Consider the following 18,734-nt stretch of genomic DNA (forward strand, 5'->3'; position numbering starts at 1 on the left):
TCTTCGGGCGCTCTGCCGGTAACCTTCGCGGCGGAGAGTCGATCGGACAGTCGCTGCCCTCTATGAAAATTAGGGGGGGGAGGAAAGTCCGGGCTCCATAGGGCGAAGTGCCAGGTAATGCCTGGGAGGCGTGAGCCTACGGAAAGTGCCACAGAAAATAACCGCCTAAGCGCTTCGGCGCCGGTAAGGGTGAAAAGGTGCGGTAAGAGCGCACCGCACGTCTGGCAACAGTTCGTGGCTAGGTAAACCCCACTTGGAGCAAGACCAAATAGGGTTCCAAGGCGTGGCCCGCGCTGGGACCGGGTAGGTTGCTAAAGATGTCCAGTGATGGCCATCGTAGACGAATGACTGTTCAAGACAGAACCCGGCTTACAGATCGACTCTCCACCTTTTTTCTTCTCTGCTTAAATTATTGAGCAGGGTGTTGTAGATAGCTGTTTCCCTCCTTGCTCACTCGTCAGGAGAAGCAGTTTTGTGATATCAATTGGCCTGTACTTGGGGCGGTTGCAGCAACTCCACGCAGTAGCAATTTCCCTCCTTGCACAATCGTCCGCAGAACCACTTTTGTAATACCAAAAAAATCTTACTCTTAATAAATTACTTTAACTTCCGAACGCAGCCTCCTGTGCTGATTCAAGTTATGGGGCAGTTTCATCTGCCGGATTCTCGTTACCCCTCCGTTAATGCTCCTAAATCTCAGTTCTGTAAGGGTTTTCCTTTAATGCGCGCCTTGACGGTGTGGTGGGCGCATTCCTATAGTGTGCGCAAGTGGCGGAAAGTGGCATGAAGTGGGTTTTTTGAACTCAAAACGCTAGAATTTGGAGAAACGCTGACGTGTTTCGCGGAGCCAACGCTATCAGTCTCGATGCAAAGGGCCGTCTCGCCATGCCGAGCCGGTACCGTGACGAGCTCGATTCGCGCAGTTCCGGTCAATTGATCGTGACAATTGATGCCGTTGATCCTTGTTTGTGTGTGTACCCCCTCGATGAGTGGGAAATTATTGAAACCAAACTGCGCGCACTGCCTTCGCTTCGCGAAGAGAACCGCCGCCTGCAACGTTTACTGATTGGTAATGCCGTCGACCTCGAGCTCGATGGCAGTGGTCGTTTTCTGGTTCCGCCGCGTCTTCGCGAATATGCCAAGTTGGATAAGCGCGCGATGTTGGTAGGCCAACTGAACAAGTTCCAATTGTGGGACGAGGATGCCTGGAACGCGGTTTCTGCCGCTGACCTGGCTGCTATTCAACAACCGGGCGCGATGCCTGAAGAACTGCGTGATTTGATCCTGTGACTATTGATAGCGGCTTTAACCACATCACCGTACTGCTTGACGAAGCCGTCGAGGCTCTCGCCGTACGTCCTGATGGCTGTTATCTGGACGGCACGTTCGGGCGCGGTGGACACAGCCGGTTGATCCTCAGCCAGCTCGGCCCCGATGGTCGGTTGCTCGGATTCGACAAGGATCCACAAGCGATTGCCACCGGGCAGACGCTAGCGGCCGAAGACGGCCGCTTTGTCGTTGTGCAGCGCAGCTTTGCCGAGCTCGGTGCCGAAGTGGCCGAGCGCGGCATGAACGGCAAGGTCAGCGGTGTGTTGCTCGACCTGGGCGTGTCTTCGCCGCAGCTCGACGACCCTGAGCGCGGTTTCAGTTTCCTCAACGACGGTCCGCTGGACATGCGCATGGATCCGTCCCGTGGCATCAGCGCTGCTGAGTTCGTCAACACCGCGCCTGTGGAAGAAATCGCCCGAGTGTTCAAGGAATACGGCGAAGAGCGTTTCTCCGGTCGCATGGCTCGCGCCGTGGTCGAGCGTCGCGACGTCAAGCCATTCGAGCGCACCGGTGACCTGGCGGAAGTCCTGAAAGTCGCCAACCCAGCGTGGGAAAAGGGCAAGAACCCGGCAACCCGTGCATTCCAGGGCTTGCGTATTCACGTCAACAACGAACTGGGTGATCTGGAAACCGGCCTCGAAGCCGCGCTGGATTGCCTGGAAGTGGGCGGTCGCCTGGTGGTGATCAGCTTCCATTCGCTGGAAGATCGCATCGTCAAGCTGTTCATGCGCAAGCTGGTGAAAGGCGAAGCCGACAACCTGCCGCGCAACCTGCCGGTTCGGCACGTCGCCTTCGAACCGAAAATCAAAGTCCATGGCAAAGCGCAGACGGCCTCCGACGCCGAACTCAAAGCCAACCCACGTTCCCGTAGTGCTGTCATGCGTGTGGCGGAGAAGCTGCGGTGAGCAGGCTTTTCGCCAAGCCATTGCCCGGCGGAAGCTTCTTCATGCTGCTGCTCTTTGTTGGCGTGCTCGTGTCGGCCATTGGCGTGTCTTATAGCGCCCACTGGAATCGCCAGTTGCTGAACACGCTGTACAACGAATTGAGCGTGCGCGACAAGGCGCAAGCGGAGTGGGGCCGGTTGATTCTGGAGCAAAGCACCTGGACCGCCCACAGCCGTATCGAAGTGCTGGCCACCGAACAGCTGAAAATGCACATCCCTGGTGCCGCTGACGTGAAGATGGTGGCGCCATGATGAAACTCGAAGGCGCACTCTTCCCTTGGCGGTTCCGCGTGGTGCTGGGTTTGCTTGGCGTCATGGTGGCCGCGATCTGCTGGCGCATCATCGACCTGCAAGTGGTCGACCGTGACTTCCTGAAAGGTCAGGGCGATGCGCGCAGCGTTCGACATATTCCGATTCCGGCGCACCGTGGTCTGATCACCGACCGTAACGGCGAGCCTTTGGCCGTCAGTACCCCGGTGACCACGCTGTGGGCCAACGCCAAGGAAATGCAGCTGGAAAAAGACAAGTGGCCGGCACTGGCCGCCGCCTTGGGGCAAGACCCAAAAGCCCTGACCGAGCGTCTTGAAGCACAGGCCAACAAAGAGTTCATTTACCTGGTGCGCGGGCTGACGCCTGAGCAGGGGCAAGCGGTGCTCGACCTGAAGGTCCCGGGGGTCTACGGCATTGAAGAGTTCCGGCGCTTTTATCCTGCCGGTGAAGTCACCGCCCATATGGTCGGATTTACCGACATCGACGATCACGGTCGTGAAGGCGTCGAACTGGCTTACGACGAATGGCTGGCCGGGGTCCCTGGCAAGCGTCAGGTGATCAAGGACCGGCGCGGCCGGCTGATCAAGGATGTCCAGGTCACCAAAAACGCCAAGGCCGGCAAGCCCTTGGCGTTGTCCATTGACCTGCGCCTGCAATACCTGGCCAACCGCGAGTTGCGCAACGCGATCATCGAGAACGGCGCCAAGGCCGGCAGCCTGGTGATCATGGACGTGAAGACCGGCGAGATTCTCGCGATGGTCAACCAGCCGACCTACAACCCGAACAACCGTCGCAACTTGCAACCGGCGATGATGCGTAACCGCGCGATGATCGACGTGTTCGAACCGGGTTCGACCATGAAAGCGATCTCGATGAGCGCCGCCATTGAAACCGGCCGCTGGAAGCCGAGCGACACCGTCGAGGTGTACCCGGGCTCCTTGCAGATTGGCAAATACACCATCAAGGACGTATCGAAGACCGAAGGCCCGGTGCTCGACCTGACCGGCATCCTGATCAACTCCAGTAACGTCGGCATGAGCAAGGTCGCGTTCGATATCGGCGGCGAAACCATTTTCCGTCTGGCGCAGAAGGTCGGCCTCGGCCAGGACACCGGCCTGGGCTTCCCGGGCGAGCGCGTCGGCAACCTGCCGAACTACCGCGAATGGCGCAAGGCGGAAACCGCCACGCTGTCCTACGGCTACGGTATCTCCGTGACTGCGATCCAGTTGGTCCACGCCTTCTCGGCCCTGGCCAACAACGGTCGCCTCGCGCCGCTGACCCTGATCAAGACCGATAAGCCACCGCAAACCACCCAGGTGTTGCCGGAGACGGTCGCAAAAACCATGCAAGGCATGCTGCAACAAGTGATCGAGGCCCCGCGCGGTGTATTCCGTGCGCAGGTGCCGGCGTATCACGTGGGCGGCAAGTCGGGTACTGCGCGTAAAACCTCGGTTGGCACCAAGGGTTATGCCGAGAACTCCTACCGTTCGCTGTTCGCCGGCTTCGGCCCGATGAGCGATCCGCGTTACGCCATCGTGGTGGTAATCGACGAGCCGACCAAGGCCGGTTACTTCGGTGGCCTGGTTTCCGCGCCGGTGTTCAGCCGCGTGATGTCGGGCACCCTGCGCCTGATGAACATTACGCCGGACAACCTGCCACCTACTCAACAAGCGAACGCAACACCGGTCGTTCCGCTGAAAGCCAATGGAGGGCGCGGCTGATGTCTCTGAGCCTGAACAAGATTTTCCCTCACGCCGGCCACGATCTGCTGATTCGCGAGCTCGCCCTGGACAGCCGCAATGTACGCGCGGGTGATCTGTTCCTCGCCGTGCCGGGCGGGAAGTTCGATGGCCGTGCGCACATTGCCGACGCCTTGCAGCGCGGTGCTGCTGCGGTGGCCTATGAAGTCGAAGGCGCTACGGTCCTGCCGATTACTGAAGTGCCGCTGATTCCGGTCAAGGGGCTGGCAGCCCAATTGTCGGACATCGCCGGGCGTTTTTATGGCGAGCCGAGCCATCACCTGAACCTGGTGGGCGTGACCGGCACCAACGGCAAGACCAGCGTGACCCAATTGGTCGCCCAGGCACTGGACCTGCTCGGCCAGCACTGCGGCCTGGTCGGTACGCTCGGTTCCGGTTTCTACGGCGCGCTGGAAAGCGGCCTGCACACCACGCCGAACCCGATTGCCGTGCAAGCGACCCTGGCAGACCTGAAAAAGGCCGGGGCCAAAGCCGTGGCGATGGAAGTGTCTTCCCATGGTCTGGACCAGGGCCGTGTGACGGCGTTGGCCTTCGATGTGGCGGTGATGACCAACCTGTCCCGCGATCACCTGGATTACCACGGCACCATGCAGGCTTACGGCGAAGCCAAGGCCAGACTGTTCGCCTGGAATGATCTGAAATGCCGCGTGGTCAACCTCGACGACGAGTTTGGTCGGCAACTGGCCGCCGACAAGCGCGAGTCGCGGCTGATTACCTATAGCCTGGAAGACTCGGGCGCCTACCTGTATTGCCGCCAGGCGCAATTCGACGACGAAGGCGTGCGCGCCACGCTGGTCACGCCACAGGGCGAGCACCACTTGCGCAGCACCTTGCTCGGTCGCTTCAACCTGAGCAATGTCCTGGCGGCGATCGGCGCATTGCTCGGTCTGGATTATGCGCTGGACGAAATCCTCAAGGTGCTGCCGAAGCTCGAAGGCCCGGCCGGACGCATGCAGCGTCTGGGCGGTGGCTCGCAGCCGCTGGTGGTGGTCGATTACGCCCACACCCCGGATGCCCTGGAAAAAGTACTGCAGGCCCTGCGTCCACACGCCAAGGGTCGGTTGCTGTGCCTGTTTGGCTGTGGCGGTGACCGCGATCGCGGCAAGCGTCCGTTGATGGCCGAAGTGGTCGAGCGCCTGGCCGATGGAGTGCTGGTGACCGATGACAACCCGCGCACGGAAGATCCATCGGTGATTTTCGATGACATCCGCGCCGGTTTTACGGCTGTGGATAAAGTGGAGTTCGTTGCCGGTCGTGGTCAGGCGATTGCCCGGTTGATCGCCAGTGCCTCGGTGGATGACGTTATTGTCCTGGCCGGTAAAGGTCACGAGGACTATCAGGAAATCAACGGCGAACGTCATGCCTTTTCCGATCTGGTCGAGGCCGATCATGCCTTGACCGCGTGGGAGGTGGCTCATGCTTAAAGCCTTGAAACTGAGCGAATTGACCGGCGCGTTGAATGCTCGCCTGGTGTCCGTCGATGCCAGTTTCGACGGCGTCAGCATCGACAGTCGTGCGATCAAGCCAGGGCAGTTGTTTATTGCTCTGACCGGGCCGCGCTTCGATGGTCATGACTATCTGAATGACGTGGCCGCCAAAGGCGCCGTCGCGGCGCTGGTCGAGCGTGAAGTCGCCGACAGCACGCTGCCGCAGCTGCTGGTCAAGGACGCCCGCCAGGCATTAGGGCAGTTGGGCGCGCTGAACCGTGCCGCGTTTACCCAGCCCGTTGCTGCCGTGACCGGTTCGAGCGGCAAAACCACAGTCAAGGAAATGCTTGCGAGCATCCTGCGCACGCGCGGTACGGTGTTGGCGACCCGTGGCAATCTGAACAATGACCTCGGCGTACCGCTGACCTTGCTCGAACTGGCGCCGGAACACACCGCGGCAGTGATTGAACTGGGTGCCTCGCGCCTGGGTGAAATTGCCTACACCGTTGGCATGACCAAGCCGCACGTGGCCATTCTCAACAATGCCGGGACCGCCCACGTCGGCGAGTTCGGTGGGCCGGAAAAAATCGTCGAAGCCAAAGGCGAGATCATTGAAGGGCTGGATGCCGATGGCGTCGCCGTTCTCAATCTCGACGACAAGGCGTTCGCTATCTGGAAAGCGCGCGCCGGTGATCGCAAAGTGCTGACGTTTGCGTTGAGCAACACCAGCGCTGATTTCTATGCCAATGACCTGGCCACCGATGCCCGCGGCTGCCCGGCGTTCAACCTGCACAGCCCTGAAGGTGCGGAGCGCGTTCAACTGAATTTGCTCGGTACCCACAACGTCGCCAATGCCATGGCCGCTGCCGCTGCCGCCCATGCCCTGGGTGTGTCGCTGTTCGGTATCGCTACCGGCCTTGGCGCGGTGCAACCGGTCAAGGGTCGCACTGTCGCGCAACTGGCCAGCAACGGCATGCGCGTGATCGATGACACTTACAACGCCAACCCCACCTCCATGTGCGCTGCCGTTGATATACTGGCCGGCTTTTCCGGTCGCACCGTCCTGGTGCTCGGGGATATCGGCGAGTTGGGCGAATGGGCGGAGCAGGGGCACCGCGACGTGGGCGAGTACGCCCGTGGCAAGGTTTCTGCGCTGTACGCCGTGGGGCCAATGATGGCTCACGCCGTGAATGCATTCGGTCCACAGGCTTTTCACTTCAGCACGCAGGCTGAACTGATCAAGGCCCTGGGCGCTGAGCAAGACACAAACACCACCATTTTGATCAAAGGGTCGCGCAGCGCTGCGATGGAAAACGTCGTCGCCGCTTTGTGCGGGTCCAGTCTGGAGAAACATTAATGCTGCTGCTGCTAGCGGAGTATCTGCAACAGTTCTACAAAGGCTTCGCGGTCTTCCAGTACCTGACCCTGCGCGGGATTCTCGGTGTACTGACCGCGCTGGTCCTGTCGCTGTGCTATGGCCCCTGGATGATCCGCACTTTGCAGAAGCGTCAGATCGGTCAATCCGTTCGAAACGACGGTCCGCAGTCGCACCTGTCCAAGTCGGGCACACCGACCATGGGCGGCGCGCTGATCCTGTCGTCCATCGGTGTCAGCACCCTGCTTTGGGCTGACCTGACCAACCGTTACGTCTGGGTCGTCCTGCTGGTGACCCTGTTGTTCGGCGCTATCGGCTGGGTCGACGACTACCGCAAGGTCATCGAGAAGAACTCCCGCGGCCTGCCAAGCCGCTGGAAATATTTCTGGCAGTCGGTATTCGGCCTGGGCGCGGCGATCTTCCTGTACATGACTGCCACCACTCCGGTGGAAACCACGCTGATCCTGCCGATGCTCAAGGACTACAGTATTCCATTGGGTGCCGGCTTCATTGTCCTGACCTATTTCGTGATTGTCGGTTCGAGCAACGCGGTCAACCTGACCGACGGCCTCGACGGCCTGGCGATCATGCCGACGGTGATGGTGGGCGGCGGCCTGGGCATTTTCTGCTACCTGTCGGGTAACGTGAAATTCGCCGAATACCTGCTGATTCCTTATGTACCGGGCGCGGGCGAGTTGATCGTGTTCTGTGGCGCGTTGATCGGCGCAGGCCTGGGCTTCCTCTGGTTCAACACTTATCCGGCACAAGTCTTCATGGGTGACGTCGGTGCACTGGCGCTGGGCGCGGCCCTGGGCACTATCGCAGTGATCGTCCGTCAGGAAATCGTCCTGTTCATCATGGGCGGCGTGTTCGTGATGGAAACCCTGTCAGTGGTCATTCAGGTTGCCTCCTTTAAGCTGACCGGTCGCCGCGTGTTCCGCATGGCACCGATTCACCACCACTTTGAACTCAAGGGCTGGCCCGAGCCGCGCGTGATCGTCCGTTTCTGGATCATCACCGTGATTCTCGTGCTGGTCGGCCTTGCCACCCTGAAGCTGAGGTAGAAACACGTGTCTCTGATCGCTTCTGACCACTTCCGCATCGTTGTCGGCCTCGGCAAGAGCGGCATGTCCCTGGTTCGCTTCCTGGCGATCCGGGGCGTGGCGTTTGCGGTGGCCGATACGCGGGAAAATCCACCGGAACTGGCCACGCTCAAGCGTGACTATCCGCACGTGGAAGTGCGTTGTGGCGAACTGGACGTCGAGTTCCTGTGCCGTGCCGACGAGCTCTACGTGAGCCCGGGCTTGGCGCTGGCGACCCCGGCCCTGCAGGCCGCCGCCGCCCGTGGCGTGAAATTGTCCGGTGACATCGAGCTGTTCGCGCGTAACGCGAAGGCGCCGATCGTGGCCATCAGCGGCTCCAACGCGAAAAGCACCGTCACCACGCTGGTCGGCGAAATGGCGGCTGCGGCTGGCAAGCGAGTTGCCGTCGGCGGCAACCTCGGCACCCCGGCGCTGGACCTGCTCAGCGACGACATCGAGTTGTACGTGATGGAGCTGTCGAGTTTCCAGCTGGAAACCACCGACCAACTCAATGCCGAAGTGGCGACCGTGCTCAACGTCAGCGAAGACCACATGGACCGTTACAGCGGTTTGCCGGCCTATCACCTGGCCAAGCACCGGATCTTCCGTGGCGCCAGGCAGTTCGTGGTCAATCGCCAGGACGCCCTGAGCCGTCCGTTGATGGGCGAAGGGCAGCCATGCTGGACTTTCGGCCTGAGCAAACCCGATTTCAAAGCTTTCGGCATCCGCGAAGAAGACGGCGAGAAATACCTGGCCTTCGAATTCCAGAACTTGATGCCGGTGCGCGACCTGAAGATTCGCGGCGCCCACAACCAGTCCAACGCCCTGGCGGCCCTGGCCCTGGGCCATGCGGTCGGCCTGCCGTTCGATGCGATGCTCTGGAGCCTGCGCACCTTTGCCGGTCTCGAGCACCGCTGCCAATGGGTCCGCGACCTCGATGGCGTGGGCTACTACAACGACTCCAAAGCAACCAACGTTGGTGCCGCACTGGCGGCCATCGAAGGCCTGGGCGCGGACATCGATGGCAAGGTCGTGCTGATCGCCGGTGGCGACGGCAAGGGTGCCGAGTTCAAGGACCTGCGCGATCCGGTGGCGGCCAACTGCCGTGCCGTGATCCTGATGGGCCGCGACTCCGACAAGATCGGCGAAGCCATCGGCGACGCGGTGCCGCTGATCCGCGTCGGTTCCCTGATCGAAGCCGTTGAGCAATGCCGCGCTGCCGCCCAGCCGGGCGACGTAGTGCTGCTGTCGCCGGCCTGCGCCAGTTTCGACATGTTCAAGAACTACGAAGACCGTGGTCACCAGTTCGTCCAAGCTGTGGAGGATCTGGCATGAGCCTGAAAGGCATCATCAAGCCGTACCCATCGCCGATTATTACCGGACGCGGAATAGACCTCGATTTCCCGATGCTCGCCGGTTGCCTGACGCTGCTCGGCCTGGGGCTGATCATGATTGCCTCGGCATCGACCGAAGTGGCGGCCGTGCAGTCGGGCAGCGCCCTGTATTACATGATTCGCCACCTTATTTACGTGGTGTTGGGCCTGGGTGCCTGCATCGTCACCATGATGATCCCGATTGCCACCTGGCAACGCTTGGGCTGGCTGATGCTGCTGGGTGCGTTCGGCTTGCTGGTGATGGTGATCATTCCGGGAATCGGCCGTGAGGTTAACGGTTCGATGCGCTGGATCGGCTTCAGCTTCTTCAACGTTCAGCCTTCCGAGATCGCCAAGGTGTTCGTGGTGATCTACCTCGCCGGTTATCTGGTGCGCCGCCAGAAAGAAGTGCGGGAAAGCTGGATGGGCTTCTTCAAGCCGTTCATCGTGCTGCTGCCGATGGCGGGCCTGCTGCTGATGGAGCCGGACTTCGGTGCCACCGTCGTGATGATGGGCGCTGCGGCAGCGATGCTGTTTCTTGGCGGCGTGGGGCTGTTCCGTTTTTCCCTGATGGTGGTGCTGGCTGTCGGCGCGGTGGTGCTGTTGATTCAAATGCAGCCGTATCGAATGGCGCGTCTGACCAACTTCGCTGACCCGTGGGCTGACCAGTTCGGTGCCGGCTATCAGTTGTCCCAGGCGTTGATCGCCTTCGGTCGCGGCGAATGGCTGGGTGTCGGCCTGGGCAACAGCGTGCAGAAACAGTTCTACCTGCCGGAAGCCCACACCGACTTCGTGTTTTCGGTCCTGGCCGAAGAACTGGGTGCGGTAGGGTCCTTGTGCACCGTGGCACTGTTCGTCTTCGTGTGTATTCGTGGCATGTACATCGGTTTGTGGGCCGAGAAGGCCAAGCAGTTCTTTGCTGCTTATGTCGCCTACGGTTTGTCCTTCCTGTGGATTGGTCAATTCCTGATCAACATCGGTGTGAACGTCGGACTGCTTCCGACCAAGGGCCTGACCTTGCCGTTCCTTAGCTACGGCGGCAGTTCGTTGGTGATTTGCTGTGCCTGTCTCGGCTTGTTGCTGCGCATCGAGTGGGAAAGTCGAACCCACTTGGGCAGTGAGGAGATGGAGTTCCATGAGAGCGACTTCGCCGAGGAGCCGAACCATGGGCGCTAACGTCATGATCATGGCTGGCGGCACCGGTGGCCACGTGTTCCCGGCGCTGGCCTGTGCCCGCGAATTCCAGGCGCGTGGCTATACCGTGCACTGGCTCGGCACTCCGCGTGGCATCGAGAACGATCTGGTGCCGGCGGCCGGTATCGAGTTGCATCGGATCAACGCCAGCGGTCTGCGCGGCAAGGGCAAATTGTCCCTGCTCAAGGCACCGTTCATGTTGTTCAAGTCGGTCTGGCAGGCACGGGCGATCATTCGCCGTCTGCAACCGGTCTGTGTCGTAGGCTTTGGTGGCTTTGTGACCGGCCCCGGTGGCGTCGCGGCCAAACTGGCCGGTGTGCCGGTGATCGTTCACGAACAGAACGCCGTGGCCGGTACCGCCAATCGGTTGCTGGTGCCGTTGGCCGCCCGAGTCTGTGAAGCGTTCCCCGACACCTTTACCCTGTCGGACAGCCGCCGGACCACTGGTAATCCGGTGCGCACCGAGCTGTTCCTCGAGACATCGCGACCTGCCCTGGCCGGTCGCAAGGCGCGTTTGCTGATCCTGGGCGGAAGCCTGGGCGCAGAACCGTTGAACAAGTTGCTGCCTGAAGCCCTGTCGCAAGTCGCTGCCGATTTGCGTCCGGAAGTGTTCCACCAGGCCGGCAAAAACCACGATGAAGTGACTGCAGAGCGTTATCGCGCGGCTGGCGTCGAGGCGCAGGTGCAGCCCTTTATCAAAGACATGGCCCAAGCCTACAGCTGGGCCGACCTGGTGGTGTGTCGCGCAGGCGCGCTGACCATCAGTGAACTGGCCGCCGCCGGTCTGCCCTCGATGCTGGTGCCTTTGCCTCACGCCATCGACGATCACCAGACCCGCAACGCCGAATATTTGGCCCGTGAAGGCGCAGCCTTCCTGATGCCGCAAAGAACGACTGGCGCGGCGGATCTTGCCGCTCGCCTGACAGAGGTCCTGATGCAACCACAACGACTCAACGAAATGGCTACCGCGGCACGCCGCCTGGCCAAACCCGATGCCACCCGTAACGTTGTCGATAGCTGCCTGGAGGTGGCCCATGGTTGAGAGTCAGAAAGCCATGCCGCAGCCGGAAATGCGTCGTATCCGTCGCATCCACTTCGTCGGTATCGGCGGTGTGGGCATGTGTGGGATTGCCGAGGTATTGCTGAACCTGGGTTATGCCGTTTCCGGTTCCGACCTGAAGGCTTCGCCGGTGACCGAGCGCCTGGAGTCCTTCGGGGCGCAGATCTTCATCGGCCACCGCGCCGAGAACGCCGCTGCCGCCGACGTGCTGGTGGTGTCGAGTGCCGTGAACACGTCCAACCCGGAAGTCGCTACCGCGCTGGAACGCCGTATTCCGGTGGTGCCGCGTGCAGAGATGCTGGCTGAGCTGATGCGTTATCGCCACGGTATCGCCGTTGCCGGTACCCACGGCAAAACCACGACCACCAGCCTGATCGCTTCCGTGTTCGCCGCTGGTGGCCTGGACCCGACATTCGTGATCGGTGGACGCCTGAATGCCGCGGGCACCAATGCCCAGCTCGGCACCAGCCGTTACCTGATCGCCGAGGCCGACGAAAGCGACGCCAGCTTCCTGCACTTGCAGCCGTTGGTGGCCGTGGTTACCAACATCGACGCCGATCACATGGCGACCTACGACGGTGACTTCAACAAACTGAAGAAAACCTTCGTTGAATTCCTGCACAACCTGCCGTTCTACGGTCTGGCGGTGGTGTGCCTGGACGACCCGGTGGTGCGTGAAATCCTCCCGCAGGTCAAACGTCCGACCGTTACCTACGGTTTCGGCGAAGACTGCGACGTGCGCGCCATCAACGTGCGCCAGCAAGGCATGCAGACCTTCTTCACCGTGCTGCGCCCTGACCGCGAGCCGCTGGATGTTTCGGTCAACATGCCGGGCAACCACAACGTATTGAACGCACTGGCGACCATTTGCATCGCCACCGACGAGGGCGTCAGCGATGAAGCCATCGTTCAGGGCCTGTCCGGGTTCCAGGGTGTCGGCCGACGCTTCCAGGTCTACGGCGAACTGCCGGTGGATGGCGGCAACGTAATGCTGGTCGATGACTACGGTCACCACCCGACGGAAGTCGCGGCTGTGATCAAGGCTGTACGCGGTGGCTGGCCGGAGCGCCGCCTGGTGATGGTCTACCAGCCGCACCGTTACAGCCGCACCCGTGACCTGTACGACGACTTCGTCAATGTACTGGCCGACGCCAACGTACTGCTGCTGATGGAAGTCTACCCGGCCGGCGAGGAGCCAATCCCGGGCGCCGACAGCCGCAAGCTGTGCAACAGCATTCGTCAGCGTGGCCAGCTCGACCCTATCTACATCGAGCGTGGTGTCGACCTCGCGCCAGTGGTCAAGCCGCTGCTGCGCGCTGGGGACATCCTGCTGTGTCAGGGCGCCGGTGATATCGGCGGTCTCGCACCAAAACTGTTGAAAAGCGAGTTGTTCGCCGGTGCCGTTGCCGCGCCGGAGAAGGGGAAGTTGAAATGACTGCTACCTACGCCAACCTGGTCTCCACGATCGCGCCGAAAGACTTCGGCCGCGTTGCCGTGCTGTTCGGCGGCAAGAGTGCCGAGCGCGAGGTCTCCCTGAAGTCGGGCAACGCTGTTCTCGACGCACTGCAAAGCGCCGGTGTAGACGCCTTTGGCCTCGACGTGGGCGACGACCTGCTGCAGCGCCTGCTTAACGAAAAGATCGACCGTGCCTTCATCATCCTCCACGGTCGTGGCGGTGAAGACGGCAGCATGCAGGGCCTGCTCGAATGCCTGGGCATTCCGTACACCGGCAGCGGCATCCTGGCGTCGGCCCTGGCCATGGACAAACTGCGCACCAAGCAGGTCTGGCACAGCCTGGGCATTCCGACGCCACGTCACGCGGTACTCGGCAGCGAGGCCGATTGTATTTCGGCGGCGACGGAACTGGGCTTCCCTTTGATCGTCAAACCGGCCCATGAAGGTTCAAGTATCGGGATGGCCAAAGTGAGTTCCGCGTCTGAATTGATCGACGCATGGAAAGCGGCCAGTACCTACGATTCGCAAGTGTTGGTCGAGCAATGGATTCACGGTCCGGAGTTCACCATCGCCACCCTGCGTGACCAGGTGTTGCCACCGATTGCCCTGGGCACGACGCACAGCTTCTACGACTACGACGCCAAGTACATCGCCAACGATACCCAGTACCGCATTCCGTGCGGGCTGGACAGCGCCAAGGAACAGGAACTCATGGACCTCACGGCGAAAGCCTGTGAGGCGCTGGGGATCGCCGGTTGGGGCAGGGCAGACGTGATGCAGGACGCCGAAGGGCAGTTCTGGTTCCTGGAAGTCAACACCGCACCGGGCATGACCGATCACAGCCTGGTGCCGATGGCGGCCCGTGCCGCCGGTCTGGATTTCCAGCAACTGGTCCTGGCCATTCTGGCCGAGAGCGTTGCCGGCAATAAAGAACCAAGAGGTTAAGAGCATGCAAGGCGCACAGCTGAGACATCAGCCCCCCGCATCGCCCGGCCGCAAGCCGGTGCCGCGGGGTGCCAGCCGAATGGTGGCCAAAGAGCCGATGTCCGCGCGCCTGCCGAAAGCCAACTTCGGTTTTCTCAAAGCGTTGTTCTGGCCGGTGCTGCTGGTGGCCTTGGGGTTCGGTACTTACGAAGGCGCGACACGCTTGTTGCCGTATGCCGACCGGCCGATCACCAAGATCAACGTGCAGGGCGACTTGAGTTACATCAGCCAGCAAGCGGTGCAGCAGCGGATCGCCCCATACGTGGCGTCGAGCTTCTTCACCATTGACCTGGCGAGCATGCGCACCGAGCTGGAACAGATGCCATGGATTGCCCACGCCGAAGTGCGCAGGGTATGGCCGGATCAAGTGGTGATCCGTCTGGAAGAACAACTGCCGGTGGCCCGTTGGGGCGACGAATCGCTGTTGAACAACCAGGGCCAGGCCTTTACCCCGCGCGAGTTGGCGAATTACGAACATTTGCCTCAACTGTTCGGCCCGCAGCGGGCCCAGCAGCAGGTGATGCAGCAGTACCAGGTGTTGAGTCAGATGCTCCGGCCTCTGGGCTTCTCGATTGCACGCCTGGAGTTGCGTGAACGTGGCAGCTGGTTCCTGACCACCGGCCCCGGCAGTGCCGGCCCGGGAATCGAACTGTTGCTCGGTCGCGGCAACCTGGTGGAAAAGATGCGCCGCTTCATTGCCATCTATGACAAGACGCTCAAAGAACAGATTACGAACATTGCGCGCATCGATCTGCGCTACGCCAACGGCCTCGCTGTTGGCTGGCGGGAACCTGTAGCGCCCACGGCAGCCCAACCCGCTGTCGCGAAGAATTAAGAAGAGGCAGGACCCATGGCAAACGTGCAAAGCGGCAAAATGATCGTCGGTCTCGATATCGGCACCTCCAAGGTGGTGGCGCTGGTAGGCGAGGTCGCGGACGACGGCACGCTGGAAATCGTCGGGATCGGCACCCATCCGTCCCGTGGCCTGAAGAAAGGCGTGGTGGTGAACATCGAGTCCACCGTGCAATCGATCCAGCGCGCCATCGAAGAAGCGCAGCTGATGGCTGGTTGCCGCATTCACTCGGCGTTCGTCGGCGTGGCCGGCAATCACATCCGCAGCCTGAACTCCCACGGCATCGTGGCGATTCGTGATCGCGAAGTCAGCTCGGCGGACCTTGAGCGTGTGCTCGACGCCGCCCAGGCCGTGGCGATCCCGGCTGACCAGCGCGTGCTGCACACCCTGCCGCAGGATTACGTAATCGATAACCAGGAAGGCGTCCGCGAGCCGCTGGGCATGTCCGGCGTGCGTCTGGAAGCCAAGGTCCACGTGGTTACCTGCGCCGTCAACGCCGCACAGAACATTGAAAAATGCGTGCGTCGCTGCGGTCTGGAAATCGACGACATCATTCTCGAGCAACTGGCATCTGCCTACTCGGTGCTGACCGACGACGAGAAAGAGCTGGGCGTGTGCCTGGTGGACATCGGTGGTGGTACCACCGACATCGCGATCTTCACCGAAGGCGCGATCCGTCATACCGCCGTGATCCCGATTGCCGGTGATCAGGTGACCAACGACATCGCCATGGCGTTGCGCACCCCGACCCAGTACGCCGAAGAAATCAAGATTCGCTACGCCTGCGCCCTGGCCAAACTGGCCGGTGCCGGTGAAACCATCAAGGTGCCAAGCGTCGGCGACCGTCCGCCGCGCGAACTGTCCCGCCAGGCCCTGGCCGAAGTGGTCGAGCCGCGCTACGACGAACTGTTCACGCTGATCCAGGCCGAACTGCGCCGCAGCGGCTACGAAGACCTGATCCCGGCCGGCATCGTGCTGACCGGCGGTACCGCGAAGATGGAAGGCGCCACTGAACTGGCCGAGGAAATCTTTCACATGCCGGTGCGCCTGGGTGTGCCTCACGGCGTGAAAGGTCTGGATGACGTCGTGCGCAACCCGATCTATTCCACCGGCGTCGGCCTGTTGATGTACGGCCTGCAGAAGCAGTCCGACGGCATCTCGTTCTCGGGCATCGGCAGCCGCGACAGCTACAGCAACGAAGAGCCACAGGCTCCGCTGCTGGACCGCCTGAAGAAGTGGGTCCAGGGCAATTTCTGAAGATTTACCGAAACACCGTTTTACCGAAGCACGCAGTAGGCGAAAAAACTAGAGAATGTAAAGGAGAGGGAAAATGTTCGAACTCGTAGACAACATCCCCGCAAGCCCGGTAATCAAAGTTATCGGTGTCGGCGGTGGCGGCGGCAACGCTGTCAACCACATGGTCAAGAGCAACATTGAAGGCGTCGAGTTCATCTGCGCCAACACTGATGCCCAGGCCCTGAAGAGCATCGGCGCGCGCACCATCCTGCAACTGGGCACCGGCGTGACCAAGGGCCTGGGCGCTGGCGCCAACCCTGAAGTAGGTCGTCAGGCCGCTCTGGAAGACCGTGAGCGCATTGCCGAAGTCCTGCAGGGCACCAACATGGTGTTCATCACCACTGGCATGGGCGGCGGTACCGGTACCGGTGCTGCGCCGATCATTGCCGAAGTGGCCAAGGAAATGGGGATCCTCACCGTTGCGGTGGTGACTCGTCCGTTCCCGTTCGAAGGCCGCAAGCGCATGCAGATCGCTGACGAAGGCATCCGTCTACTGTCTGAAAGCGTCGACTCGTTGATCACCATTCCCAACGAGAAGCTGCTGACCATCCTCGGTAAAGACGCAAGCCTGCTGTCGGCTTTCGCCAAGGCTGACGATGTACTGGCCGGAGCCGTTCGCGGTATCTCCGACATCATCAAGCGTCCGGGCATGATCAACGTCGACTTCGCCGACGTGCGTACCGTAATGAGCGAAATGGGCATGGCGATGATGGGCACTGGCTGCGCCAGCGGTCCGAACCGTGCACGCGAGGCCACCGAAGCGGCCATTCGCAACCCGCTGCTCGAAGACGTGAACCTGCAAGGCGCCCGCGGCATTCTGGTGAACATCACCGCAGGTCCCGACCTGTCCCTGGGTGAATACTCCGACGTGGGTAGCATCATCGAGGCGTTCGCTTCCGAGCACGCGATGGTCAAGGTCGGTACCGTTATCGATCCGGACATGCGCGACGAACTGCACGTGACTGTCGTTGCCACAGGTCTTGGCGCTAAAATCGAGAAGCCTGTGAAGGTCATCGACAACACCGTCCACACCTCGATGGCTGCACAGCCACAACAACAGACCCCTGTTCGTCAGGAAGCTCCAGCGGTTAACTACCGTGACCTGGACCGTCCGACCGTCATGCGCAACCAGGCCCAGGCCGGTGCTGCGACTGCCGCGAAGATGAATCCGCAAGATGACCTGGACTACCTGGACATCCCGGCTTTCCTGCGTCGTCAGGCCGATTGATGGAATGTATCAGGGCTATGAAGGTGATTGGTGTTCAGCAAAGGCTCGGTCTGCTATCATCGCCAGCCTTTGTTGATACCAGTTCGCAATTTGCGCTGAAGCGGCCCAAGCCATGATTAAACAACGCACACTGAAAAATATTATCCGTGCCACAGGTGTAGGCCTGCACTCCGGGGAGAAGGTCTACCTGACCCTCAAGCCTGCGCCTGTCGACACTGGCATTGTGTTTTGTCGCGCTGACCTCGACCCTGTGGTGCAGATTCCTGCCCGCGCGGAAAACGTCGGTGAAACCACTATGTCGACCACGCTGATCAATGGCGACGTCAAAGTGGACACGGTAGAGCACTTGCTCTCGGCCATGGCTGGCCTGGGCATCGATAACGCCTACGTCGAGCTCTCCGCGTCCGAAGTCCCAATCATGGATGGTAGCGCTGGACCTTTCGTATTCCTGATCCAATCGGCTGGCCTGGAAGAACAGGACGCCGCCAAGAAGTTCATCCGCATCCTGCGTGAAGTGACAGTGGAAGATGGCGACAAGCGCGCTACTTTCGTCCCTTTCGAGGGGTTCAAGGTGAGCTTCGAGATCGATTTCGATCACCCGGTTTTCCGTGACCGCACCCAAAGTGCAAGCGTGGATTTTTCCAGCACTTCGTTCGTAAAAGAAGTCAGCCGCGCCCGTACCTTTGGTTTCATGAGTGACATCGAGTACCTGCGCAAGCACAACCTCGCACTCGGCGGCAGTGTTGAAAACGCTATTGTGGTCGACGCCGATGGCGTACTGAACGAAGACGGCCTTCGTTATGAAGACGAATTCGTGAAGCACAAGATTCTCGATGCAATTGGTGACCTCTACCTGCTGGGCAATAGCCTGATTGGTGAGTTCAAGGGCTTCAAGTCCGGCCACGCACTGAACAACCAGCTGCTGCGCAAGTTGATTGAGCAGACAGATGCCTGGGAAGTTGTGACGTTCGAAGACGCCAGCACTGCACCGATCTCTTACATGCGCCCGGTTGCGGCCGTGTAAGCAAAAAACCTCTCTAGTTTTTAAAGGCTGCCTTCGGGTGGCCTTTTTTTATGTTTCGAATTTTGTGTTACCTGACTGGCC

16 protein-coding genes and 1 other RNA gene are annotated in these 18,734 nt (G+C 60.8%); all 17 read left to right on the top strand.

From position 1 onward, the window contains the following. Positions 1 to 34: 34 nt before the first annotated feature. The 17 genes from rnpB (at position 35) to lpxC (ending at position 18,653) form a co-directional block, all read left to right on the top strand. An RNA gene (rnpB, locus tag B0D71_RS19680) (RNase P RNA component class A) lies at positions 35 to 388 on the top strand. Between the two features lie 446 nt (positions 389 to 834). Then, on the top strand, positions 835 to 1,290 hold the full coding sequence (gene mraZ, locus B0D71_RS19685) for a division/cell wall cluster transcriptional repressor MraZ (protein WP_103396242.1): 456 nt from the start codon (positions 835 to 837) through the stop codon (positions 1,288 to 1,290). After that, positions 1,287 to 2,234 (top strand): 16S rRNA (cytosine(1402)-N(4))-methyltransferase RsmH, encoded by a 948-nt coding sequence (gene rsmH, locus B0D71_RS19690; protein WP_103396243.1) that lies wholly within the window; start codon positions 1,287 to 1,289, stop codon positions 2,232 to 2,234. The genes mraZ and rsmH overlap by 4 nt, the downstream gene beginning before the upstream one ends. Continuing rightward, the gene (ftsL, locus tag B0D71_RS19695; protein WP_085724063.1) at positions 2,231 to 2,524 is read left to right on the top strand and encodes a cell division protein FtsL; all 294 of its coding nucleotides are present in this window, start codon (positions 2,231 to 2,233) and stop codon (positions 2,522 to 2,524) included. Before rsmH ends, ftsL begins: the two co-directional genes overlap by 4 nt. Next, positions 2,524 to 4,263, top strand: a complete 1,740-nt coding sequence (locus tag B0D71_RS19700) for a peptidoglycan D,D-transpeptidase FtsI family protein (protein WP_205886012.1) — start codon at positions 2,524 to 2,526, stop codon at positions 4,261 to 4,263. Before ftsL ends, B0D71_RS19700 begins: the two co-directional genes overlap by 1 nt. Further along, complete coding sequence (locus tag B0D71_RS19705; protein WP_103396245.1) at positions 4,263 to 5,726, top strand: UDP-N-acetylmuramoyl-L-alanyl-D-glutamate--2,6-diaminopimelate ligase; 1,464 nt, start codon at positions 4,263 to 4,265, stop codon at positions 5,724 to 5,726. Before B0D71_RS19700 ends, B0D71_RS19705 begins: the two co-directional genes overlap by 1 nt. Further along, entirely contained in the window at positions 5,719 to 7,086 is a 1,368-nt protein-coding gene (locus B0D71_RS19710) for a UDP-N-acetylmuramoyl-tripeptide--D-alanyl-D-alanine ligase (protein WP_103396246.1), read from the top strand. Before B0D71_RS19705 ends, B0D71_RS19710 begins: the two co-directional genes overlap by 8 nt. Next, positions 7,086 to 8,168: a phospho-N-acetylmuramoyl-pentapeptide-transferase gene (gene mraY / locus B0D71_RS19715; protein WP_103396247.1), complete on the top strand. Its 1,083-nt coding sequence runs from the start codon at positions 7,086 to 7,088 to the stop codon at positions 8,166 to 8,168. Before B0D71_RS19710 ends, mraY begins: the two co-directional genes overlap by 1 nt. Positions 8,169 to 8,174: 6 nt before the next feature. Next, the gene (gene murD, locus B0D71_RS19720; protein WP_103396248.1) at positions 8,175 to 9,521 is read left to right on the top strand and encodes a UDP-N-acetylmuramoyl-L-alanine--D-glutamate ligase; all 1,347 of its coding nucleotides are present in this window, start codon (positions 8,175 to 8,177) and stop codon (positions 9,519 to 9,521) included. Beyond that, on the top strand, positions 9,518 to 10,735 hold the full coding sequence (gene ftsW, locus B0D71_RS19725; RefSeq protein ID WP_103396249.1) for a putative lipid II flippase FtsW: 1,218 nt from the start codon (positions 9,518 to 9,520) through the stop codon (positions 10,733 to 10,735). Before murD ends, ftsW begins: the two co-directional genes overlap by 4 nt. Further along, on the top strand, positions 10,725 to 11,795 hold the full coding sequence (murG, locus tag B0D71_RS19730; RefSeq protein WP_046041926.1) for an undecaprenyldiphospho-muramoylpentapeptide beta-N-acetylglucosaminyltransferase: 1,071 nt from the start codon (positions 10,725 to 10,727) through the stop codon (positions 11,793 to 11,795). The genes ftsW and murG overlap by 11 nt, the downstream gene beginning before the upstream one ends. Beyond that, positions 11,788 to 13,248, top strand: a complete 1,461-nt coding sequence (gene murC, locus B0D71_RS19735; protein ID WP_007989894.1) for a UDP-N-acetylmuramate--L-alanine ligase — start codon at positions 11,788 to 11,790, stop codon at positions 13,246 to 13,248. Before murG ends, murC begins: the two co-directional genes overlap by 8 nt. Then, a complete protein-coding gene (locus B0D71_RS19740) occupies positions 13,245 to 14,213 on the top strand; it encodes a D-alanine--D-alanine ligase (protein ID WP_103396250.1) in 969 nt (322 codons plus the stop codon). The genes murC and B0D71_RS19740 overlap by 4 nt, the downstream gene beginning before the upstream one ends. 4 nt (positions 14,214 to 14,217) lie before the next feature. After that, complete coding sequence (locus B0D71_RS19745; protein ID WP_103396251.1) at positions 14,218 to 15,087, top strand: cell division protein FtsQ/DivIB; 870 nt, start codon at positions 14,218 to 14,220, stop codon at positions 15,085 to 15,087. A gap of 15 nt (positions 15,088 to 15,102) precedes the next feature. Beyond that, the gene (gene ftsA, locus B0D71_RS19750) at positions 15,103 to 16,362 is read left to right on the top strand and encodes a cell division protein FtsA (protein ID WP_007972611.1); all 1,260 of its coding nucleotides are present in this window, start codon (positions 15,103 to 15,105) and stop codon (positions 16,360 to 16,362) included. A 73-nt stretch (positions 16,363 to 16,435) separates the two neighbouring features. Further along, positions 16,436 to 17,629 (top strand): cell division protein FtsZ, encoded by a 1,194-nt coding sequence (gene ftsZ / locus B0D71_RS19755; RefSeq protein ID WP_103396252.1) that lies wholly within the window; start codon positions 16,436 to 16,438, stop codon positions 17,627 to 17,629. A gap of 112 nt (positions 17,630 to 17,741) precedes the next feature. Beyond that, positions 17,742 to 18,653 (top strand): UDP-3-O-acyl-N-acetylglucosamine deacetylase, encoded by a 912-nt coding sequence (lpxC, locus tag B0D71_RS19760; protein ID WP_007916984.1) that lies wholly within the window; start codon positions 17,742 to 17,744, stop codon positions 18,651 to 18,653. Positions 18,654 to 18,734: the final 81 nt, after the last annotated feature.

Source organism: Pseudomonas laurylsulfativorans (genome assembly GCF_002906155.1).
Lineage (GTDB): Bacteria > Pseudomonadota > Gammaproteobacteria > Pseudomonadales > Pseudomonadaceae > Aquipseudomonas > Aquipseudomonas laurylsulfativorans.

What these genes read in the sequence shown, in the direction of transcription:
- B0D71_RS19700 (WP_205886012.1), top strand. Translation starts at nt 2,524, where the DNA reads ATGAAACTCGAAGGCGCACTCTTCCCTTGGCGGTTCCGCGTGGTGCTG.
- B0D71_RS19705 (WP_103396245.1), top strand. Translation starts at nt 4,263, where the DNA reads ATGTCTCTGAGCCTGAACAAGATTTTCCCTCACGCCGGCCACGATCTG.
- B0D71_RS19710 (WP_103396246.1), top strand. Translation starts at nt 5,719, where the DNA reads ATGCTTAAAGCCTTGAAACTGAGCGAATTGACCGGCGCGTTGAATGCT.
- mraY (WP_103396247.1), top strand. Translation starts at nt 7,086, where the DNA reads ATGCTGCTGCTGCTAGCGGAGTATCTGCAACAGTTCTACAAAGGCTTC.
- ftsW (WP_103396249.1), top strand. Translation starts at nt 9,518, where the DNA reads ATGAGCCTGAAAGGCATCATCAAGCCGTACCCATCGCCGATTATTACC.
- murG (WP_046041926.1), top strand. Translation starts at nt 10,725, where the DNA reads ATGGGCGCTAACGTCATGATCATGGCTGGCGGCACCGGTGGCCACGTG.
- murC (WP_007989894.1), top strand. Translation starts at nt 11,788, where the DNA reads ATGGTTGAGAGTCAGAAAGCCATGCCGCAGCCGGAAATGCGTCGTATC.
- B0D71_RS19740 (WP_103396250.1), top strand. Translation starts at nt 13,245, where the DNA reads ATGACTGCTACCTACGCCAACCTGGTCTCCACGATCGCGCCGAAAGAC.
- B0D71_RS19745 (WP_103396251.1), top strand. Translation starts at nt 14,218, where the DNA reads ATGCAAGGCGCACAGCTGAGACATCAGCCCCCCGCATCGCCCGGCCGC.
- ftsA (WP_007972611.1), top strand. Translation starts at nt 15,103, where the DNA reads ATGGCAAACGTGCAAAGCGGCAAAATGATCGTCGGTCTCGATATCGGC.
- ftsZ (WP_103396252.1), top strand. Translation starts at nt 16,436, where the DNA reads ATGTTCGAACTCGTAGACAACATCCCCGCAAGCCCGGTAATCAAAGTT.
- lpxC (WP_007916984.1), top strand. Translation starts at nt 17,742, where the DNA reads ATGATTAAACAACGCACACTGAAAAATATTATCCGTGCCACAGGTGTA.